This window comes from Haloactinomyces albus, from assembly GCF_031458135.1.
Taxonomy (GTDB): domain Bacteria; phylum Actinomycetota; class Actinomycetes; order Mycobacteriales; family Pseudonocardiaceae; genus Haloactinomyces; species Haloactinomyces albus.
The window spans coordinates 78245-95192 of sequence record NZ_JAVDXW010000001.1; the positions used below are offsets into that span (position 1 = coordinate 78245).

General features: G+C 68.4%; 18 protein-coding genes and 1 pseudogene. 10 read left to right on the forward strand and 9 right to left on the reverse strand.

Features of this window, described 5'->3' with window-relative positions:
- Positions 1-7: 7 nt before the first annotated feature.
- From JOF55_RS00395 to map, 4 genes are all read right to left on the reverse strand, one after another.
- Complete coding sequence (locus JOF55_RS00395; protein ID WP_310267764.1) at positions 8-1432, reverse strand: aldehyde dehydrogenase family protein; 1425 nt, start codon at positions 1430-1432, stop codon at positions 8-10.
- On the reverse strand, positions 1425-2453 hold the full coding sequence (locus JOF55_RS00400; RefSeq protein WP_310267767.1) for an NAD(P)-binding domain-containing protein: 1029 nt from the start codon (positions 2451-2453) through the stop codon (positions 1425-1427). The genes JOF55_RS00395 and JOF55_RS00400 overlap by 8 nt, the downstream gene beginning before the upstream one ends.
- Positions 2454-2601: 148 nt before the next feature.
- Entirely contained in the window at positions 2602-3783 is a 1182-nt protein-coding gene (locus tag JOF55_RS00405) for a macrolide family glycosyltransferase (RefSeq protein WP_310267770.1), read from the reverse strand.
- Between the two features lie 256 nt (positions 3784-4039).
- Positions 4040-4807, reverse strand: a complete 768-nt coding sequence (gene map / locus JOF55_RS00410) for a type I methionyl aminopeptidase (RefSeq protein ID WP_374727333.1) — start codon at positions 4805-4807, stop codon at positions 4040-4042.
- Positions 4808-5063: 256 nt separating this feature from the next.
- On the opposite strand from map, the gene JOF55_RS00415 reads away from it, so the two are divergent.
- Positions 5064-5498, forward strand: coding sequence for a DoxX family protein (locus tag JOF55_RS00415; protein WP_310267774.1), 435 nt, complete (start codon positions 5064-5066; stop codon positions 5496-5498).
- A gap of 86 nt (positions 5499-5584) precedes the next feature.
- Here JOF55_RS00415 and JOF55_RS00420 read toward each other — a convergent pair whose 3' ends face one another.
- The 3 genes from JOF55_RS00420 to JOF55_RS00430 are packed head-to-tail and all read right to left on the reverse strand — an operon-like array spanning position 5585 to position 7616.
- On the reverse strand, positions 5585-6052 hold the full coding sequence (locus tag JOF55_RS00420; protein ID WP_310267776.1) for a DUF6314 family protein: 468 nt from the start codon (positions 6050-6052) through the stop codon (positions 5585-5587).
- Complete coding sequence (locus tag JOF55_RS00425) at positions 6045-6731, reverse strand: histidine phosphatase family protein (RefSeq protein WP_310267778.1); 687 nt, start codon at positions 6729-6731, stop codon at positions 6045-6047. The genes JOF55_RS00420 and JOF55_RS00425 overlap by 8 nt, the downstream gene beginning before the upstream one ends.
- Before the next feature lie 54 nt (positions 6732-6785).
- Complete coding sequence (locus JOF55_RS00430) at positions 6786-7616, reverse strand: undecaprenyl-diphosphate phosphatase (RefSeq protein WP_310267781.1); 831 nt, start codon at positions 7614-7616, stop codon at positions 6786-6788.
- A 322-nt stretch (positions 7617-7938) separates the two neighbouring features.
- Between JOF55_RS00430 and JOF55_RS00435 the strand changes: the two genes are divergently transcribed.
- From JOF55_RS00435 to JOF55_RS00445, 3 genes are all read left to right on the forward strand, one after another.
- Complete coding sequence (locus JOF55_RS00435; protein WP_310267784.1) at positions 7939-8934, forward strand: aldo/keto reductase; 996 nt, start codon at positions 7939-7941, stop codon at positions 8932-8934.
- A gap of 107 nt (positions 8935-9041) precedes the next feature.
- The gene (locus JOF55_RS00440) at positions 9042-10043 is read left to right on the forward strand and encodes a YncE family protein (RefSeq protein ID WP_310267786.1); all 1002 of its coding nucleotides are present in this window, start codon (positions 9042-9044) and stop codon (positions 10041-10043) included.
- On the forward strand, positions 10040-10279 hold the full coding sequence (locus JOF55_RS00445) for a DUF5703 family protein (protein WP_310267788.1): 240 nt from the start codon (positions 10040-10042) through the stop codon (positions 10277-10279). The genes JOF55_RS00440 and JOF55_RS00445 overlap by 4 nt, the downstream gene beginning before the upstream one ends.
- A gap of 94 nt (positions 10280-10373) precedes the next feature.
- On the opposite strand, the pseudogene JOF55_RS00450 reads toward JOF55_RS00445, so the two are convergent.
- Positions 10374-10670: pseudogene (locus JOF55_RS00450) on the reverse strand (2Fe-2S iron-sulfur cluster-binding protein); the annotation flags it as partial.
- 138 nt (positions 10671-10808) lie between these two features.
- Here JOF55_RS00450 and JOF55_RS00455 point away from each other — a divergent pair.
- A complete protein-coding gene (locus JOF55_RS00455; RefSeq protein ID WP_310267793.1) occupies positions 10809-10991 on the forward strand; it encodes a hypothetical protein in 183 nt (60 codons plus the stop codon).
- Between the two features lie 287 nt (positions 10992-11278).
- Here JOF55_RS00455 and JOF55_RS00460 read toward each other — a convergent pair whose 3' ends face one another.
- A complete protein-coding gene (locus JOF55_RS00460; protein ID WP_374727192.1) occupies positions 11279-11542 on the reverse strand; it encodes a WhiB family transcriptional regulator in 264 nt (87 codons plus the stop codon).
- 434 nt (positions 11543-11976) lie between these two features.
- Here JOF55_RS00460 and JOF55_RS00465 point away from each other — a divergent pair, with 434 nt between their 5' ends.
- The 5 genes from JOF55_RS00465 (at position 11977) to JOF55_RS00485 (ending at position 16872) form a co-directional block, all read left to right on the forward strand.
- Positions 11977-13056, forward strand: coding sequence for a sensor histidine kinase (locus JOF55_RS00465; protein WP_310267796.1), 1080 nt, complete (start codon positions 11977-11979; stop codon positions 13054-13056).
- Complete coding sequence (locus tag JOF55_RS00470) at positions 13053-13847, forward strand: LytR/AlgR family response regulator transcription factor (RefSeq protein ID WP_310267798.1); 795 nt, start codon at positions 13053-13055, stop codon at positions 13845-13847. The genes JOF55_RS00465 and JOF55_RS00470 overlap by 4 nt, the downstream gene beginning before the upstream one ends.
- Positions 13847-14194 (forward strand): hypothetical protein, encoded by a 348-nt coding sequence (locus tag JOF55_RS00475; RefSeq protein WP_374727193.1) that lies wholly within the window; start codon positions 13847-13849, stop codon positions 14192-14194. The genes JOF55_RS00470 and JOF55_RS00475 overlap by 1 nt, the downstream gene beginning before the upstream one ends.
- Positions 14194-15894, forward strand: coding sequence for a sodium/solute symporter (locus JOF55_RS00480; RefSeq protein ID WP_310267804.1), 1701 nt, complete (start codon positions 14194-14196; stop codon positions 15892-15894). The genes JOF55_RS00475 and JOF55_RS00480 overlap by 1 nt, the downstream gene beginning before the upstream one ends.
- A gap of 99 nt (positions 15895-15993) precedes the next feature.
- Complete coding sequence (locus tag JOF55_RS00485; protein ID WP_310267807.1) at positions 15994-16872, forward strand: haloalkane dehalogenase; 879 nt, start codon at positions 15994-15996, stop codon at positions 16870-16872.
- Positions 16873-16948 lie beyond the last annotated feature (76 nt).

Below are 16948 nucleotides of genomic sequence, written 5' to 3' on the forward strand. Positions count from 1 at the left end.
GGACTCCTCACCGCCGGTACAGCAGCCTGGCCAGGCGTATCCAGGCCGCCGGTCCCGCGAGACGCGGGAACCACTGGAGCTCACGGGGCAGGTCGAGCCAACCGGCCGTGACGGTCTGGGGGAAGCAGTACTCGCGCAGTCCCTCGGCACCGCCTTGGCGCCCGGACCCGGACGCGCCGACACCGCCGAACGGCATCGACGGCACCGCATAGTTGACCAGGCAGTCGTTGATCGCCACCGCACCGGCCCGCAACCCGGCGGCCAGCTGCCGGGCGCGGCGGGTGTCGCGGGTCCAGATCGAGGGATGCAGCCCGAAGGCGGAGTCGCTTGCCAGCTCGATCGCCGCCTGTTCGTCGGTCACCCGCATCACCGGCAGGATCGGGCCGAAGATCTCCTCGCGCATCACCCGCATGCGGTGATCCACCCCGGTCAGCACCGTCGGCTCCAGGTAGTCGCGACCCCCGTCGCGGTGCCTGCGTCCGCCGTGGCGCACCGTGGCGCCCAGCCGCACGGCGTCGTCGATCGTGCGTGCCAGGTCCTCGGCGTGGCCCGGATCGAGGATCGGGCCGATGTCGGTGCGCCAGCGCCCGCCTGCGCTGACGGTGCTCATCTGCCCGTCCAGCTCGGTCAGGAAGGACTGGTAGGTGCCGTCGACGGCGTAGACACGCTCGACCGAGACACAGTTCTGGCCCGCGTTGAAAAAAGCGCCCCACACCGCGGCCCGGGCCGCCCGGGAGGTGTCGGCCCCGTCCAGCACGAGGAAGGCATCGTTGGCCCCGTACTCGCCGATCACCGGGATGAGCCGCTCGGCGGCCAGTGCGGCCACCCGGCGCCCCGTGGCCGACGAGCCGGTGACGGCCACGATGTCCGGACCGGCCCGCACCAGGTCGGCACCGGACTGATCGCTGCCGTGCACCAGCTGGACGGCATCAGGAGGAATGCCTGCTTCGCGCGCCAGGAAGGAGATCAGTTCGGCCGAACGTGGCGCCGTCTCGGCCGGCTTGAGCACGACCGTGCAGCCCGCGGCCAGCGCCGAGCAGGTCGCCAGGAACGGCAGCAGAAACGGATGGTTGGCAGGCGTGATCACCAGCGCGGTGCCGCGCGGGCGGTGGGCCTGCCAGGCCCGCTTGGTCAGCACCGGCCACGCCAGGCTGGGGCGGGCGGCCAGAGCGCGTCCGGCATGGCGTGCACAGAATCCGGCGTGCGCGGCGGCATGCATGACCTCGGCCTGCGCCACGTCCGGTGCCGGCTTGCCGGTTTCACCGGAGACCACCGCCACGATCCGGGCGGCATGCCGCAGAATTCCGCGTCGCAGTGCGGTCAACAGTGGTCGGCGCTGGGCGTGGCTGCGGGCGCCCCAGTCGGCGAAAGCCGCCCGCGAGGCCGCCAGCACTGCCTCGGTCTCGTCGGCGGCTGCCGGATGCTCAGCCATCACCGTCGGCGTCCCCGGTCGCGCGCAACACCGGGAACTCCTTACGCAGGTTCTGCTCGGCGTCGGTGATGGGGCTGGGGCTGTCGGTGAATTCCCGGACCGCCTCGAGTGTCGGGTATCCGGCGTCGCGTTCCTGCTGCAGCCGTTCGGCGAACCCACCGTCACGGATGTCGGCCAGTGTCTGGCGGAAGAACGCGAGCATCCCCTCGGTATCGACGCCGGACAATCGGGTCACTCCACCGTAGGCGGCGGTGGTGCCGTGGTGACCGACGGCGCGGAAGAATCCCTGGTCGGCGAATGCCTGCAGTGTCCGGGCCATCTCGCCGGACATGTACAGCTCCAGCGCCATCGCCTCCGACGGCAGTCCCGCCTCGGTGCCGACCTGGAAGGCCGTCTGCAGGGCCATGCCCAGATACGGGCCGAAGGTCTGCTCGACGAACAGGTCCAGCAGTGCCTCCTGCTTCGCGCTGAGTGCGACCGCACCCCGCCGTAGCGAACCGACCGCGTCGGCGAGCGCGAGCAGCCGCGGCTCGGCCTGCCCGCTGGCATCGTGTTCCACCGAGATGTAGCTGAAGAATCCCTCGGTGTAGGCGCGGCGCACCTCGTCACCGAGCATTCGAGGGGCGATCACGAGGACGTCGACCCCCGCAGGCGGGTCGACGAGCCCGTAGGCGAGGGCATAGCCGGAGGCGAAGCACACCGCCGAGCCCGCACGCAGGGCCGGTGCGATGGCATCGGGGAAGACGTCGGGGATGACGTCGTCGGGGAGCAGGACCAGCGTGATCTCGGCGCCTGCCACGGCTTCCGCGATCTCACAGGATGTGAACCCGTCTTCGGCAGCCACCGTGCGGTACTCGTCGCCGATGTTGCCCACCAGCACCTTGCACCCCGAATCGTGCAGGTTCAGCGCAACCGAGCGGCCCAAGTTCCCGTATCCCACCACCGCTACGGTTTGTTCCTGCAACGCACCCGGATCGCAGTCCTGCGAACGAAAACAGCGGATCGGGTTGCCCTCGCTCATCTCGCCTCCGTCATCAGCTCCATCCCGGGCGAGGTTTCCCACTGTCCCCAGCGCGAAAACCTCCCAGCGCTGCTCGGGGCCGCGAAAGGGCGGGGTCTTTCGGTGACGGTCGAGCACGGCAGCCACGGACCGCCTGCCCCGCGCCGGCTCAGGCCAGGTGCGCTTCGAGGGCCTCGGCACCGGCGACCGGGCCGCCGCCGCTGCGCACGGTCTCGCGCATCGCCGCCACATTGGCCCGGATCCGCTCGTCGCCTGCGACCTCGTCGACGGTTTTGCGCAGTACCTCGGCGGTGGGCTCGGCAGGCACCATGCGGCCGAGCCCGAGTTCCTCGGCCCGGCGGGCATTGGCCTCCTGCTCGGGCATCTGCGGAAATGTCACCAGTGGAACCCCGTAGTACAGCGATTCCATGGTGGAGTTCATGCCCGCATGCGACAGGAATGCGGTGGCACGGGCCAGCACGGCGGGCTGGGCGAACCGGGTACGCACCTCGAAGTTGTCCGGCACCACGCCGAGCTCGTCCGGATCGACGTGCTCACCGACGGCCATGGCGACCTGCCAGGCACTGTCGGCGAAGGCCTCCAGACACATCCGGTAGAAGTCGGGCCGGTTGTTGAATGCCGTGCCCAGGGAAATGAACAGCAGCGGGGACTCGTCCTCGCGGGGCTGCCACTGTTCGGCATACTCGCGGTGGCCCAGGGACGGGCCGAGAAACCGGAAGCGCTCGTCGAAGGTCTCCGCGGCAATCTGGAACTGTTCGGGAATGAACACCAGGTTCAGCGGCGCCGGTGTGGCCGCGAACGGCGACGGCGGTTCGGTCACACCGTAGTCGGCGGCGAAACCCTCGAATTCGGTGCCGATCTCGAGCAGGGCCGGATGCCGCAGGTCGAACGAGGCAGGCATGAACATCTCCTGCGGGGAGAACCGTTCGTTGGCGGCGAAGCTGGGCAGCAGCGCAACGTTGGTGACGCCGAGGAGCTCGGCCAGCACCCGCCCGGTGAGGGCCAGCATGTCCGAACACACCGCATCCGGCCGGTCCTGCTGGAACCACGAGACCAGCGTCGGGAAGCTCTCCCGCGCATCGGCCAGGAGCATCCCCATCATCTCCGCCAGATGCTGCGGAGTCATCTCGGCCGCGGCCGGTGGCGGCGAGGGCATCCGCGTCGGCAGCGCCAGCCCCGTGGCCCCGGCGGCCTCCACGGTCGGGAGCAGATTTTCGCCGGTGGCATAGGTGACTCGATGCCCGCGCCGGACGAGTTCCTCGACCAGCGGCAGACTCGGATTGACGTGCCCGGGTGCGGGCGGGGCAACAACGGCGAAGTGCTTGGACACGGATCCTCACCACGACACAGCGACAAATGGCACGACTGCCATTTTAGAGCACGGTCTCGTCCGGCCGGGCCGCCTCCGGGCCGTCTGCCGATACCCGCGGCACGGCATGACCCTCGCCCGCGAACTCCCGACCACCTCGTTCTGCGGGGACTTCCCATGCAGAAAGGTAGTTTTCCCGAGGTCTTTGATCCGTCTCCGCTGCCTGTGGCCGGGGAATTCCACGCGCGCACCACCGAAAGCCGGTCTCCGTGAGGACTCACGCGATGGTGAGCACCCGCGGGCCGTGTTCGGTGATGGCCACCGTGTGTTCCATGTGGGCCGATCGGGTGCCGTCACCGGTATGCAGGGACCATCCGTCGGCAGCATATTCGAAGCTGTCGCGCCCTCCGGTCAGCAACATCGGTTCGATCGCCAGCACCATGCCGGGACGCAAAGGCGTTCCCTGACCGGCACGGCCGTCGTTGGGCACGAACGGTGCCTCGTGCATCCGGCGTCCGATGCCGTGCCCGCCCAGCAGGTCGGGGATGCCGTAGCCGCCGCTGCGGCCCACGACGCCGATCGCGCGAGAGACGTCACCGATGCGATTGCCGGGAACGGCTGCGGCGATGCCGTCCTGCAGCGCGGCCTGCGTCGTCTCCAGCAGCATTCGATCCTGCTGCGTGCTCGGGCCGATCGGGAATGTCACGGCCGCGTCACCGTGCCACCCGTCGACACTGGCGCCGCAGTCGATGCTGACCACGTCCCCTTCGGCCAAGCGATACGGGCCGGGGATGCCGTGCACGACGACGTCGTTGACCGACGTGCAGATCACTCCCGGGAACGGGCTCGGAGCCCAGTTCGGCCAGTAGTGCAAAAACGCCGGTTTCGCCCCCGCCTGCTCGATCATCGCCCGGGCCACCTCGTCGAGCTCGGCCAAGGACACCCCGGCCTGCGCATGACGACGAACCGCCTCCAGCGTCGCGGCCACCACACGCCCCGCCTCGCGCATCCTGTCGATTTCCGTGGCGGTTTTCAGTTCGATCACGCCTCGCCCCCCGATCCTGTCCGGCACCGGTGACCATCCTGCCTGCGAAGCAGCCAGGCAGCGAGGAAACCCGCAGGAAATCACGCCGTCTTCGGACACCGCGGCAGCCTCGATCCCATCGTGGCCACACCGGTCGGAGACCACCGGCATTCCCGGGATGCTGCCTGCCGAGCGGGCCTGGCGCACACTGTCGGTACGCAAAGGCACTGCACCCGGAGCGGGTGCAGCAGGCACGGGCCCGACAACGGAGGTGAGCATGAACGGCATTCGTGATCTGTTTGCGCTGATCGGCCGACTCGGCATCGGCGCGATCTTCATCGCGCACGGCTGGCAGAAGCTCAGTCAGGGCATCGCAGGAACGGCCGAAGGTTTCGCCCAATTGGGCGTTCCGCAGCCGCAGGCAGCCGCCTGGTTCACCACGATCGTGGAACTGGGCGGTGGGATCGCGCTGGTGCTGGGAGTGGCACTGCCCCTGGTCGGGGTGCTGCTGGCCATCGACATGGCAGGCGCGTTGTTCCTCGTGCACCTGCCCTACGGACTGCTCGGTCAGAACGGCTACGAACTCGTTCTCGCGCTGGGGACGGCCTCGCTGGCACTGGGCTTCAACGGCGGACGCTGGACACTCGATTACGCCGTGCTCGGCCGCAACCGTCGCAGCGCACCCGGTCAGCGGGCACACACCGCGGCGTGATCGCCACTCCGCCAGGGCAACCGCCGCAACGCCGAGAGGTGGACTCGGCTGACAGCAACCGCAACCGAGGGCGCTCGCACACGCCACTACACCGCGACGGTCGCGTCGTCGGTGGCCCGCCGAAACGAGGTGGTCATGCTGTGGTTCTTCGTGGGCCCGGCCACCGTCCACCATTGCTGCCACCGGTCGGGTCCCTGTACCCGGAACTCACCCCGGTAGAGATCGTCGCGGCACGGGTGCCGGGTCTGCCAGTGGCCACCACGCAGATCCAGTTCGTGGAAGAAGTCACCGTAGTCGAAATACACCGCAGCCCGGCCCGGACCGGTCAGGTGATAGTACAGCCGGCGATACGCCGAGCCCCGATACGTGCCGAGCTGCAATGTTCCCTGCTCGGCGTAGATCAGGCCCTCGCCGGCATCGCAGAACGTGGCACTGCCGGTGAACGTTCCGGCAGGCGCGCCACTGCCGTCGACGATGTCGCGTTCCAGGATCCACCGGCCGGTGAAATATTCCACCAGGTCCGCCACCGGATACGTCGTGCCGGGCTCAGCCACCGGTCGAGCCCCCGACCACCGCCTCGGAACCGGACGTGTCGTCCTTCGGCGGCAGCAACCCGGACACATCCGCGCCCGTGTCGTTGATCTTGAGCACAAACGGGCGAGTTTCGGTGTAGCGCACCACGCTGACCGAGCATGGTTCGACCACGATCCGCTGGAACCCGTCCAGATGCATCCCCAGTGCATCCGCCAACACCGACTTGATCACATCTCCGTGGCTGCAGGCCATCCACACCGCCTGCGGACCATGCTCGGCGGTGATGCGGGCATCGTGCTCGCGGAGGGCAGCCACCGCACGCGCCTGCACCTGTGCCAGCCCCTCACCGCCCGGGAACACCGCCGCAGACGGGTGCTGCTGGACCACGTTCCACAGCGGTTCCTCGGTCAGCTCCTTGAGCGCACGGCCGGTCCAGTCGCCGTAGTCGACCTCGGCCAGACGCGGCTCGACCGCCGCGGTCAGACCGCGCTGCTCGGTGACGCCGGTGATCGTCTGTGCGCATCGCTGCAGCGGGGAGGTCACCACCGCCTGCAGGGGGATCGCCGAGAGCCGCTCGGCAAGTCCGCACACCTGCTCGGTACCGGCCTCGTCCAGGCCGATCCCGCTGGTGCGTCCCGCCAGAGTTCCCGAACCGTTGGCTGCCGAACGCGCATGCCGCAGCAGGATGAGAGTCGCCACGGCGCCGAGGATAAAACCCATCCCTCGCACGCCGTGGCACAGGCCCCCACGGGATTACGGCTGCAGGACGCCCAAGCCCAGCAGCGCATACACCAGCAGGCCCACCACGACCCGCCACCACACGAACAGATACACACTGTGCCGTTGCACGTAATGCAGCAACCAGGCGATGCACGCATAGCCGATCAGCCCTGCCAGGATGGTGGCCACGATCATCTGGGCCCCGCTCGGCTGCAGCCCCGGGCCGGTGGCGTCGAACACGTGGGGGATTTCCATCAGCCCTGCCGCGAACACCGCCGGGATCGCCAGCAGGAACGAAAACCGCACTGCGGTGGGCCGGTCCAATCCCAATGTCAGCCCCGCGGTGATCGTGCCTCCGGACCGGGACACTCCCGGCACCAGCGCCAGCGACTGCGCCAGTCCCATCAGCACACCGTCACGGAGACGCAACTGTTGCTGACTGCGCACCTGACGCCCGTACCGTTCGGCCAGTCCCAGCAGTAAACCGAACACGATCAACGTGGTGGCCGTGATCCACAAGCTACGCAGGGCACCGCGGATCAGATCCTGAAAGAAAAACCCGAGAATCCCGATCGGGATCGTGCCGACGATGACATACCACGCCAGCCGGTAGTCCTGGGTGCGGCGCACCGTGGCGTCCCGCAATCCACGAAACCAGGTTCCCACCAACCGCGCGATGTCACCGAAGAAGTAGATGACCACCGCGAGCTCGGTGCCGATCTGGGTCACCGCCGTGAACGAGGCACCCGCATCAGCCCCGAAGAACAACTGCGACACGATCGCCAAATGCCCGGATGAGGACACCGGCAAGAACTCGGTCAATCCCTGCACCACCGCAAGCACGACGGCCTGCAACCACGTCAATGAAACCCACTCCAGTGCACCTCGACAGCTTGTGCGCAACGGTCGCGCACGCTTGCATGACCCCCTTGGGTGACGATCTTTGCAGTATTCACCCACTGTCACCGTGGCGGCCCGCACCTGCCCCGAAAGGCTCCGTCACCGCAGGACATCACCGTTGATGCGGCCACAGCGCAGCCCCCTGCCGAGGTCGAAATCCCCCCGAAGCCCACACCCGAACAGGGTGTGATCCGAGACACAGTAAGCGTCTTCGTTCGGGGGTCGTGCCCATCGGGTGGGCACGGCCTGCAACACGGCAAGCACGCACCGAATAAGCTCGGTGATCGTGGATCACCGACAGCTCGGCCGCAGCGGCCTCCGCGTCTCCCGTCTGGCACTCGGCACGATGACCTGGGGGCACGGTACCGACATCAACGAAGCAGCCGATCAACTCGCGGCCTTCCACGATGCCGGCGGCACCCTCGTCGACACCGCGGACATCTACCAGGACGGCCACAGCGAGCACATCCTCGGCGAACTGCTCGACACCGTCGCTGCCCGCGATGAGATCATCGTGGCCACCAAAGCCGTCGCGCGCCGCACCGCGGGCCCCTTCGGCGGTGGCGCTTCCCGCGGTGCCCTGCTCACCGCGCTCGACGGGTCACTGCGACGTCTGCAACTCGATCACATCGATCTGTGGCAGTTGCATGCCTGGGACCCCTCGGTGCCCCTCGACGAAACCCTTGCCGCCCTGGAGTCCGCCGTGGCCAGCGGCAAAGTCCGCTACGTCGGCGTGTCCAACTACACCGGCTGGCAACTGGCCACCGCAGCGACCCTGCAGCAGACCCGGCACACCCGCACCCCTGTGGTGTCCACCCAGCTGGAATACTCCCTGCTCGAACGGGCCGGAGAACACGAAGTCGTCCCGGCAGCCCACTACCACGGCATCGGCCTGCTGCCCTGGGCCCCGCTCGGACGTGGCGTGCTGACCGGCAAATACCGCAACGGCACACCCCCCGACTCCCGCGGCGCCGACGCCCACCTCGCCCGGTACGTCGAGCACCACCGCACCGAACGCGCCGCCCGCATCGTGCAAGCCGTCTCCACCGCCGCCGACGGCCTCGGAACCTCTCCACTGGCCGTGGCCCTGGCCTGGATCCGCGATCGTCCCGGTGTGGCCGCCCCCGTGGTCGGCGCACGCACCACCACCCAGCTCACCATGGCCCTGGACTCCGAGGACATTCACCTGCCCGCGGCCATCCAAGCCGCACTCGACGACGTCAGCGCCGAAGACTCCGTGCCGCACCTGCCCATTCCCCCGCCCCAACCGGCCCTCGAGTAATCGAGAACACCGCCGACCCACCCGGCCGGTGACGCCGCACGCGGTGTCAGGGATCCTGGAGACCACACCGCCGTGGTCGATGGTCGCACTCATCGAGGAGGTCGCTGTTGCGTCGCCTGGTAGCCGCCTGCCTGATCGCATCGGCCGTGCTCACCGGATGCGCCACCGGCGGCACCGGCAGTCCCCTGCAAGTCACCGACACACTCGTCGCCGCGACACCGGCCGCCTCCCCACCCGCCGACACCGCCCCCGCGGGCACCGTTGTCCCCGCACCACCTGCCGACCTGACCGCCCTCGACCCCGCCACCCACACCCTGGCCCTGGCCGGCGCGGACCGGGCCACCCTCACCCTGTTCGACACCGAGGCACCCCAGCAGCAGCCCCGCAGCATTCGCCTGCCCAGCCCCGCGGCAAGCCTGCGCGCCACCGGCACCGCAGGAACTCTGCTCGCTGCTCTGCCCGCCGACGACGCCGTCGCCAAGATCGACATCGCCACCGGCGCCATCGATCGGATCCCCATTCCCGGTGGCCCCGTCGATGCCCTCGAATCCGGTGGGCACCTCATCGTGGCACGACGCGACAACAAAGACGTCGTCGTCACCGACCACGGCACGATCCTGCGCACGATCGGCGGCTTCAACGGCCCCGCACGCCTGCTCCGCCACGGCCGCAACGAGATCCTCGTCCTCGACCGGCTGGCCACCTCACTGACCCCCGTCAACACCGCCACCGGCGATAAAGGCGCCGCGCTGCGCGCCGGGGAAGGAGCCACCCACGCCGTCACCGACCGCTACGGGCGCATACTGACCGTCGATACCCGCGGCAACGAGCTCTTGGCATTTGCCACCGATCCGCTCATCATGAAGCAGCGTTACCCCGTTGCCGGGGTGCCCTTCGGGCTGGCCTACGACCCCACCCGCAACCTCGCCTGGATCACCCTGACCGCACGCAACGAGCTCGTCGCCTACGACATCGCCGGGGGCCAGCCCCGCGAAAAGTACCGGCTGCCCACCATCCGCCAGCCCAACACCGTCACGGTCGATCCCCACACCGGCACGGTCTATGTCGCCTCGGCAACCGGCACAGGACTACAGGTGGTGATGAAGTGACCCGCACCAAAACCGAGACGAAACACAAACAGGATTCCGGCGACCCCGACTGGGAATACCGGCCGCTGCACCTGCCCCCCGGCATCACCCGGCCGAGCGCGGCGACCCAGCTGGCCATCCACGCCGAATTCGCCGGCTGGGAACTGTCCCGAGTGCTGCTGTACTCCGACGGAAGCCGCCGGGTCTGGCTGCGGCGGCGCCGTACCACCCCCGGGATGCCGGAACTGTTGACCTGAAAAGACGCACCGGATCGTCGAGGCCCAGTTCTCCGATGGCCGATCCAGTGGGACCTCACTGGGGATGTCCCAGGTCGACGCCATCGTGCCGTCGACCTGGACCTGGGACGATGTCGACCTGGCACAGTCCGCACTCACCCTTGCGGCAGTCGAACATCACGTCCACGTCGGCGCGTTCAAGAGCATCGAGCGGTGATTCGCCGGTGCCGACGGTGGTTTCGACACCGTGCCCGGGAACCCTGACGACGAATTCCTCGGCCTCGAACCAGCCGCTGTTGCCGAAGGTTTCGTACCGCAGGTTCGGCAGCGGCAGGTCCCGTTCGAGCCAGGTGCCCTCGTCGTCGACGTGCACCTCGAGCCGATCACCGTGCACCTCGGTGCGTTCGGTCAAAACGCCATCGCCGCCCGGGCGGCTCGATGATCACTCCATCGGGGCGCACAGGTCGGTTTGTCAGCGCGTCGGCCTGCACAGACACAACGCGGCCCGCATCATCACTCGATATATCCCGCCACGAAAGAGGAACCGCCCGTGATCTCCCACGACCACGAAGCCGCGCCACGACGCCACAGTGCCGCCGAGGCCGCCGGCACGATGCCTGCATCACCCCTGGTGCCGACGCAGGCACGTCCTGCCCACCACTCCGCCGAGCACACATTCGCCCCCGACCGCGATGAGACCGAGGAAAGTCACCTCGTGCGTGGCTACGACTGACCAAAGACCCGGCCTCCGAGCACGGCCAACCCGCGACAGCGCCGCGTGATCGTGCCGGCCACGACGGTGCGCCTCCCTGCACGCAACGAGCACCGCGGGCGACAGAACACGTCTCCGGCCCGCGGACTCCTGAGCGGATCCGCGGGCCGGAGACGTGTGCCGGGCGCTGCGGGCACGACCCACCGCATGGGCACAAAAGGCCACTACGAAAAAGGACACCGTGCCGGTCACCGAAGGCGGTGCGGTGCGGCGACGATGGTGCACTACCACCGCGTGGCTGTCGGTGGTCAGGCGGCCCGGGGCCGGTCGTGGGACTTGCGGGCCAGCTGCTGGCGTTCGCGTTCGGTCGTGCCGCCGAAGATCCCGTGATGCAATCCGTTGTCCACGGCATAGTTCAGGCATGCAGAGCGCACCGGGCAGCGCGCGCACACGGCCTTGGCCTGTTCGACCTGCCGGGCACCCGGCCCCATGTCGGACACGGGGAAAAACAGTTCGGGGTCCTCATCGCGGCAGGCGGCACGGTGCCGCCAGTCCGTCATCTCGTTCTCCACGAGTGTGCCGCCTCCTTTCGGGGCGTCGGATTGTCGTTGTTGGTCAAGCACTGCTTCAGCTGCGGCGAAGCCGCTGCGGGCACCTCTTTCGGCTGTGCATTCCCGGATAAACCCGGAAATACACAGCCCACGGCGAGGAGTCGATACTTCCGCTCGCCTCTCGGCAAACGACACGGCGTGGCCGCCACGCCGAACGGTGTTGTGCGAGGGCACAGGGATGCGACCCGGCAACACAGTACGCATCGACCACGGCGAACAACACCGTTGCCGCCGTGTGATGTTCCGCTCGGGGCTGTGATCTCACTCCCGTTGCCCCGGTGCTGGGCCGACCACCTCGAGTAGTGCCTGCATGATCTCGTTCCGGCGCCGCGGCCTATTCGATCACGAGACGATCTGATATCAACGAACTCCTGTCGACAACGATGGGAGCGTCCATGTCGGCACCTGCCGATCGCAAGCTGCGCCGAGCACGACTCGGCTCCCGACGGGCACGCGCACACACCGAATCAACCCGGACACTGGCAACCGCACGCCGCGTCGCCGAGGAACTCCAGCAGGGGCTGGGCACCCCCCGGGCCTCGGCTGCCGCTCGTGGCCTGCGCCGACTGCTCGACGTCGAGGGACTCGGACTGTGCGACCTGTCCGGACAGGTGCGGTGGGCGGGCCACCCCGCCCCCGAGGAGACCGTCTCGGCGCTGGTCGATAACGTTCTGCATACCGAAACCCGCCGCGGACGACCCCCACTGATCGCCGTACCCCTCCACAGCTACGAGGAACTCGCCGGTGTCCTCGTGATCTCCGGACAGACCCGGATCTCCGCGGTGCGCGAGGTGGTCGGCTGGGTCGAACACGCGCTGGAACGCGGCCGACTGGAATCCTCCGCAGAACAGGCCGCGCAATCCGAACTGCGAGCCCTGCGGGCACAGATCTCGCCGCATTTCGTGTACAACGCGCTGACCGTCATCGCCTCACTGGTGCGTTCCGACCCCGAGCGGGCCCACGAGTTGATGCTCGACTTCGCCGACCACGCCCGCTACAGCCTGTCCGGCAACATCGAATACACGACAGTGGCCGACGAGTTCCACGCGATCGAAACCTACCTGACGCTGCAGCGCGCGGTTCTCGACGACCGTCTGCGCGTGCAGGTCCGGGTCGCCCCCGAGGTCCTCGCCGTGGCCATCCCCTACCTCGTTTTACAGCCCCTGGTGGAAAACGCGGTCCGGCACGGCATCGAACCACACGGCGGCTCCGGTCTCGTCCAGGTATGCGGCGAAGCAGAAGGCAACGACCTCGTCATCAGTGTCGAAGACGACGGCCTCGGCATGGACCCCGAACTCGCCGAAGCGATCCTGGCCGGGCAGGGCAACCACAGCAGCGTGGGCCTGACCAATGTGGACCGACGGTTACGCACCGTGTACGGCCCCCGGTTCGGTCTCGTCGTGGAAACCGCCACAAACGCGGGCACCCGGGTGGTGGTGCGGGTTCCCCTGTTCCAGCCGGGAGTGGTGCCGTGACCACGACGCCGGGGGAACTGCACGTACTGGCCGTGGACGACGTTCCGCCCGCCCTGGACGAGCTGTGCCGACTGCTACACGAGGCCCCCGAAATCGCCGAGGTCGCCGCAGCCGGAGACCCCCTCGGGGCACTGAAGATGATCCGGACCACTCGCTTCGACGCGGTGTTCGTCGACATCGCCATGCCCGGACTCGACGGGCTCGAACTGGCCTCGCTGCTGGCCAAACTCAACCAGCCACCGGCGATCGTGTTCGTCACCGCCTACGATGGCCACGCGGTCAGCGCCTTCGACATCGGCGCGGTCGACTACCTGCTCAAACCCGTGCGGGCCGAACGCCTCTCGGCAGCTCTGGGCCGGATCCGCAAAATGACCGCGCACCACCACGTCTCCGGCACCGACCGAGCGATGTCGCCACCGGATGCGATGGCCGCGCTCCCCGTCGACACCGCCGGCCGCACCTGGTACGTGCGGCGCAGCGACGTGCAGTTCGTGGAGGCACACGGCGACTACGTACGGCTGCACACCCGTTCCGGGGCACACGTGGTGCGGATGCCGATATCCCGTCTCGAGGAGTACTGGGAAAGCCACGATTTCACGCGCGTGCATCGAAGTTTCCTGGTCGCCCTGAGCGCGATCCGCGAACTCCGCAGCGGTTCGACCGGAGGGCTGATCGCCCATACCGAACTCGGCGACGTCCCGGTCAGCCGACGCCACGCCCGCGCACTACGGCAACGACTGCTGGACAACGCCCAACGCAGCGAACTCGGTCGCTCCCCGCGGAGAGCATGATGACACCCGGCAAACGCGTGGCGGTGACAAGCCCACAGACCCGACTGGCCCGCTCACGGCGCCGAGCACGCGGACACGGCGAACTCCTCCGAGGAGACCCACTCGAAGCCGAACACGCAGCCGGCCTGTATCGGGCGCAGCGCCGCCGGGCCGTGCTCGCCCTGGTGCTGCTGTTCACCCTGCTGTTCGGCCTCACCGCGGTTTTCGCCGTCTTCCCAGCACTGGACGAGATCCGCCTACTCGGGATACCACTGTCCTGGCTGGCTCTGGGCGTGCTTCCCTACCCGGCGATGGTCCTGCTGTCCGGGTGGCACCTGCGCCGAGCAGAGCACGTCGAGGAGCAGTGATGGTCGCCGTCCTGGCCGTGGCCCCGGTCGTGCTGATGACCCTGCTGATCGGCTTGCGCGGCGTCGCCGCGATGCGCACCACCTCGGATTTCCTCGTGGCCTCGCGGCGCATCTCGCCGCTGCTGAACTCGGCTGCGGTCTCCGGCGAGTACCTCTCGGCCGCCTCCTTCCTCGGAGTGGCCGGACTGATGGTCAAAAGCGGAGTGGGCGCGCTGTGGTACCCGGTCGGCTACACCGCAGGCTACGTCGCCATGCTCGTGCTCGTCGCCGCCCCGATGCGCCGCTCGGGCGCGCTGACCGTCCCCGACTTCGCCGAAGCCAGGCTGGCCTCGCCAGCCCTGCGCCGACTGGCCGCCGTCGTCGTGCTGACCATCGGAGGCCTCTACCTCGTCCCGCAATTCCGCACCGCAGGGCTCGTACTGAGCATGGTCGGCCACACCCCCTACTGGGTCGGCGTGGTGATCGCAGGAGTCACCGTCAGCACGACACTGGCCCTCGGCGGGATGCGCGCGGCCACCTACGTTCAAGCGTTCCAGTTCTGCCTGAAACTGGTACTGTTCCTCGTCCCCGCGGTATGGCTGCTCCTGCAAGCCGGAGCAGCCACCCGCCACGACGCGGTCCACCCGGTGGAGTTCACCCACTTCACGCACGACACCCCGGTGGTGTTCCGCACCGACGTGACCCTGCAGATCCACACCGACACCACCGTACGAACCCCACATGGCGACACCATCGTGCTGCAGGCGGGCACGCAACGGATCGCGGCAGGCCGAACCCTGATCTTTCCCGCAGGCACACCGGCGCCCGAGACTCGCGGGGGCACAGCACCCGATGACCCGGACTGGCAACGCCCACTGCTGGATCTCCACGGCACGGGCCACCCCGTACTGAGCACCTGGGGAGTGCTGATGGCCACCATGCTCGGCACGATGGGACTGCCGCATGTGCTGGTTCGCTTCCACACCAGCCCCCACGGCCGTGCCGCGCGGCAAACGGCCGCGCTCACGGTGGGCCTGTTGAGCGTGTTCTACCTCCTGCCCGGCATCTACGGAGCACTGGGCAGGGTCCTGATGCCGCACCTGTACTTGTCCGGCGCCACCGACACCGTGGTGGTCGCCCTACCCGCCCAGGTCGATTCCGGCTGGGTCGGCACCCTGTTCACGGTGCTGCTCACGGCAGGGGCCTTCGCCGCGTTCCTGGCGACCTCGCTGGGACTGCTGCTGGTGGTCTCCGGAGCGATCTCGCACGACCTCGCCCCCGGTGGCCTGGTCCGCCTGCGCAGCACCGTGATAGCCGCGGCCGCCGCCGTCGTGCTGCTGGCGCTGCCCGCCGCAGGCGTGGACGCGGGAATCCTGGTGACCTGGGCATTCACCGTCGCCGCCGCTACATTCTGCCCGCTGCTGGTGTTCGGCATCTGGTGGTCCCGATTGACCGTGGCCGGCGCGATCAGCGGTGTGCTGGTAGGACTGCTGGGCTCAGCAGGAACCATCGCCGTGGCACTGTTCGGCCCGCCCCTGGCCGGATGGCCCGCATTGCTGGTCGCACAGCCCGCACTGTGGGCGGTACCGCTGGCGTTTACGACCATGGCGGTCGTGTCCCTGATCGGGCAACCGCCACCACGGTCGGCAGCGGCCATGCTGCGACTGCATCTCGACCCATCTCGAAGCCCCCACGACCGACGACCGGCATCACGGCACTAGCCGAACGTGGCGGCAGGGCCACCGCGGGCCACGGGAGCAGGCCGACGTTCTCCGGATCGGCAACTGGCCGACGACCGCGGCGCGTAGTAGGAAGTGGGCATGGCCGAGCCGCGGAATCCGCACCCGAAGAAAGAAACCGAGGTACTGGGCCGGAAGATGGCCTACGTCGATGTCGGCGAGGGTGATCCTGTCGTGTTCCTCCACGGCAACCCGACATCGTCGTATCTGTGGCGCAATGTCATACCGCACCTCGACAGACGGGCACGATGCGTGGCACCGGACCTGATCGGGATGGGCGATTCCGAGAAACTGCCGGACAGCGGCCCGAACAGCTACCGCTTCGTCGAACATCGTCGCTACCTCGAGGCACTGCTCGAACAGATCGAAGTGCGCGACCGGGTCACTTTCGTCATCCACGACTGGGGATCGGCACTCGGGTTCGACTGGGCGAACCGGCATCGCGACGCGGTCAAGGGCCTCGCCTATATGGAGGCGATCGTACGCCCGGTGAGCTGGGACGAGTGGCCCGAGTCCGCTCGCGGTGCCTTCCAAGAGCTGCGCTCGTCGGCCGGTGCGGAGATGGTTCTCGACAAGAACGTGTTCGTGGAACGAATTCTGCCCTCCTCGATGCTACGCACCCTCACCGAGCAGGAGATGGAGGCCTATCGGGCACCGTTTCGCCAACCAGGGGAAGACCGCAGGCCCACCCTGACCTGGCCCCGGGAAGTACCCATCGCCGGTGAGCCCTCCGACGTGTCCGAGATCGTCGCCGACTACGGCCAGTGGCTGGCCTCGTCACCAATACCGAAATTGTTCGTCAACGCCGATCCGGGCATGATCCTGACCGGACCCCAGCGGGAATGGGTGCGGTCCTGGCCGAACCAGCACGAGGTCACCGTACCGGGCACCCACTTTCTCCAGGAAGACTCGGCGGAGGCCGTCGGCCGGGCTGTCGCCGACTGGTACGCGCGCCTGTGAACACGCCCGGCGAGAACCGCCTCCCGGTCGAGACGTGCCCCGGCGCGGCCGCAGCAGGCTCCGGGCTGCTGCGGCC

What these genes read in the sequence shown, in the direction of transcription:
- JOF55_RS00395 (WP_310267764.1), bottom strand. Translation starts at nt 1,432, where the DNA reads ATGGCTGAGCATCCGGCAGCCGCCGACGAGACCGAGGCAGTGCTGGCG.
- JOF55_RS00485 (WP_310267807.1), top strand. Translation starts at nt 15,994, where the DNA reads ATGGCCGAGCCGCGGAATCCGCACCCGAAGAAAGAAACCGAGGTACTG.
- JOF55_RS00465 (WP_310267796.1), top strand. Translation starts at nt 11,977, where the DNA reads ATGTCGGCACCTGCCGATCGCAAGCTGCGCCGAGCACGACTCGGCTCC.
- JOF55_RS00415 (WP_310267774.1), top strand. Translation starts at nt 5,064, where the DNA reads ATGAACGGCATTCGTGATCTGTTTGCGCTGATCGGCCGACTCGGCATC.
- JOF55_RS00480 (WP_310267804.1), top strand. Translation starts at nt 14,194, where the DNA reads ATGGTCGCCGTCCTGGCCGTGGCCCCGGTCGTGCTGATGACCCTGCTG.
- JOF55_RS00475 (WP_374727193.1), top strand. Translation starts at nt 13,847, where the DNA reads ATGACACCCGGCAAACGCGTGGCGGTGACAAGCCCACAGACCCGACTG.
- JOF55_RS00400 (WP_310267767.1), bottom strand. Translation starts at nt 2,453, where the DNA reads ATGAGCGAGGGCAACCCGATCCGCTGTTTTCGTTCGCAGGACTGCGAT.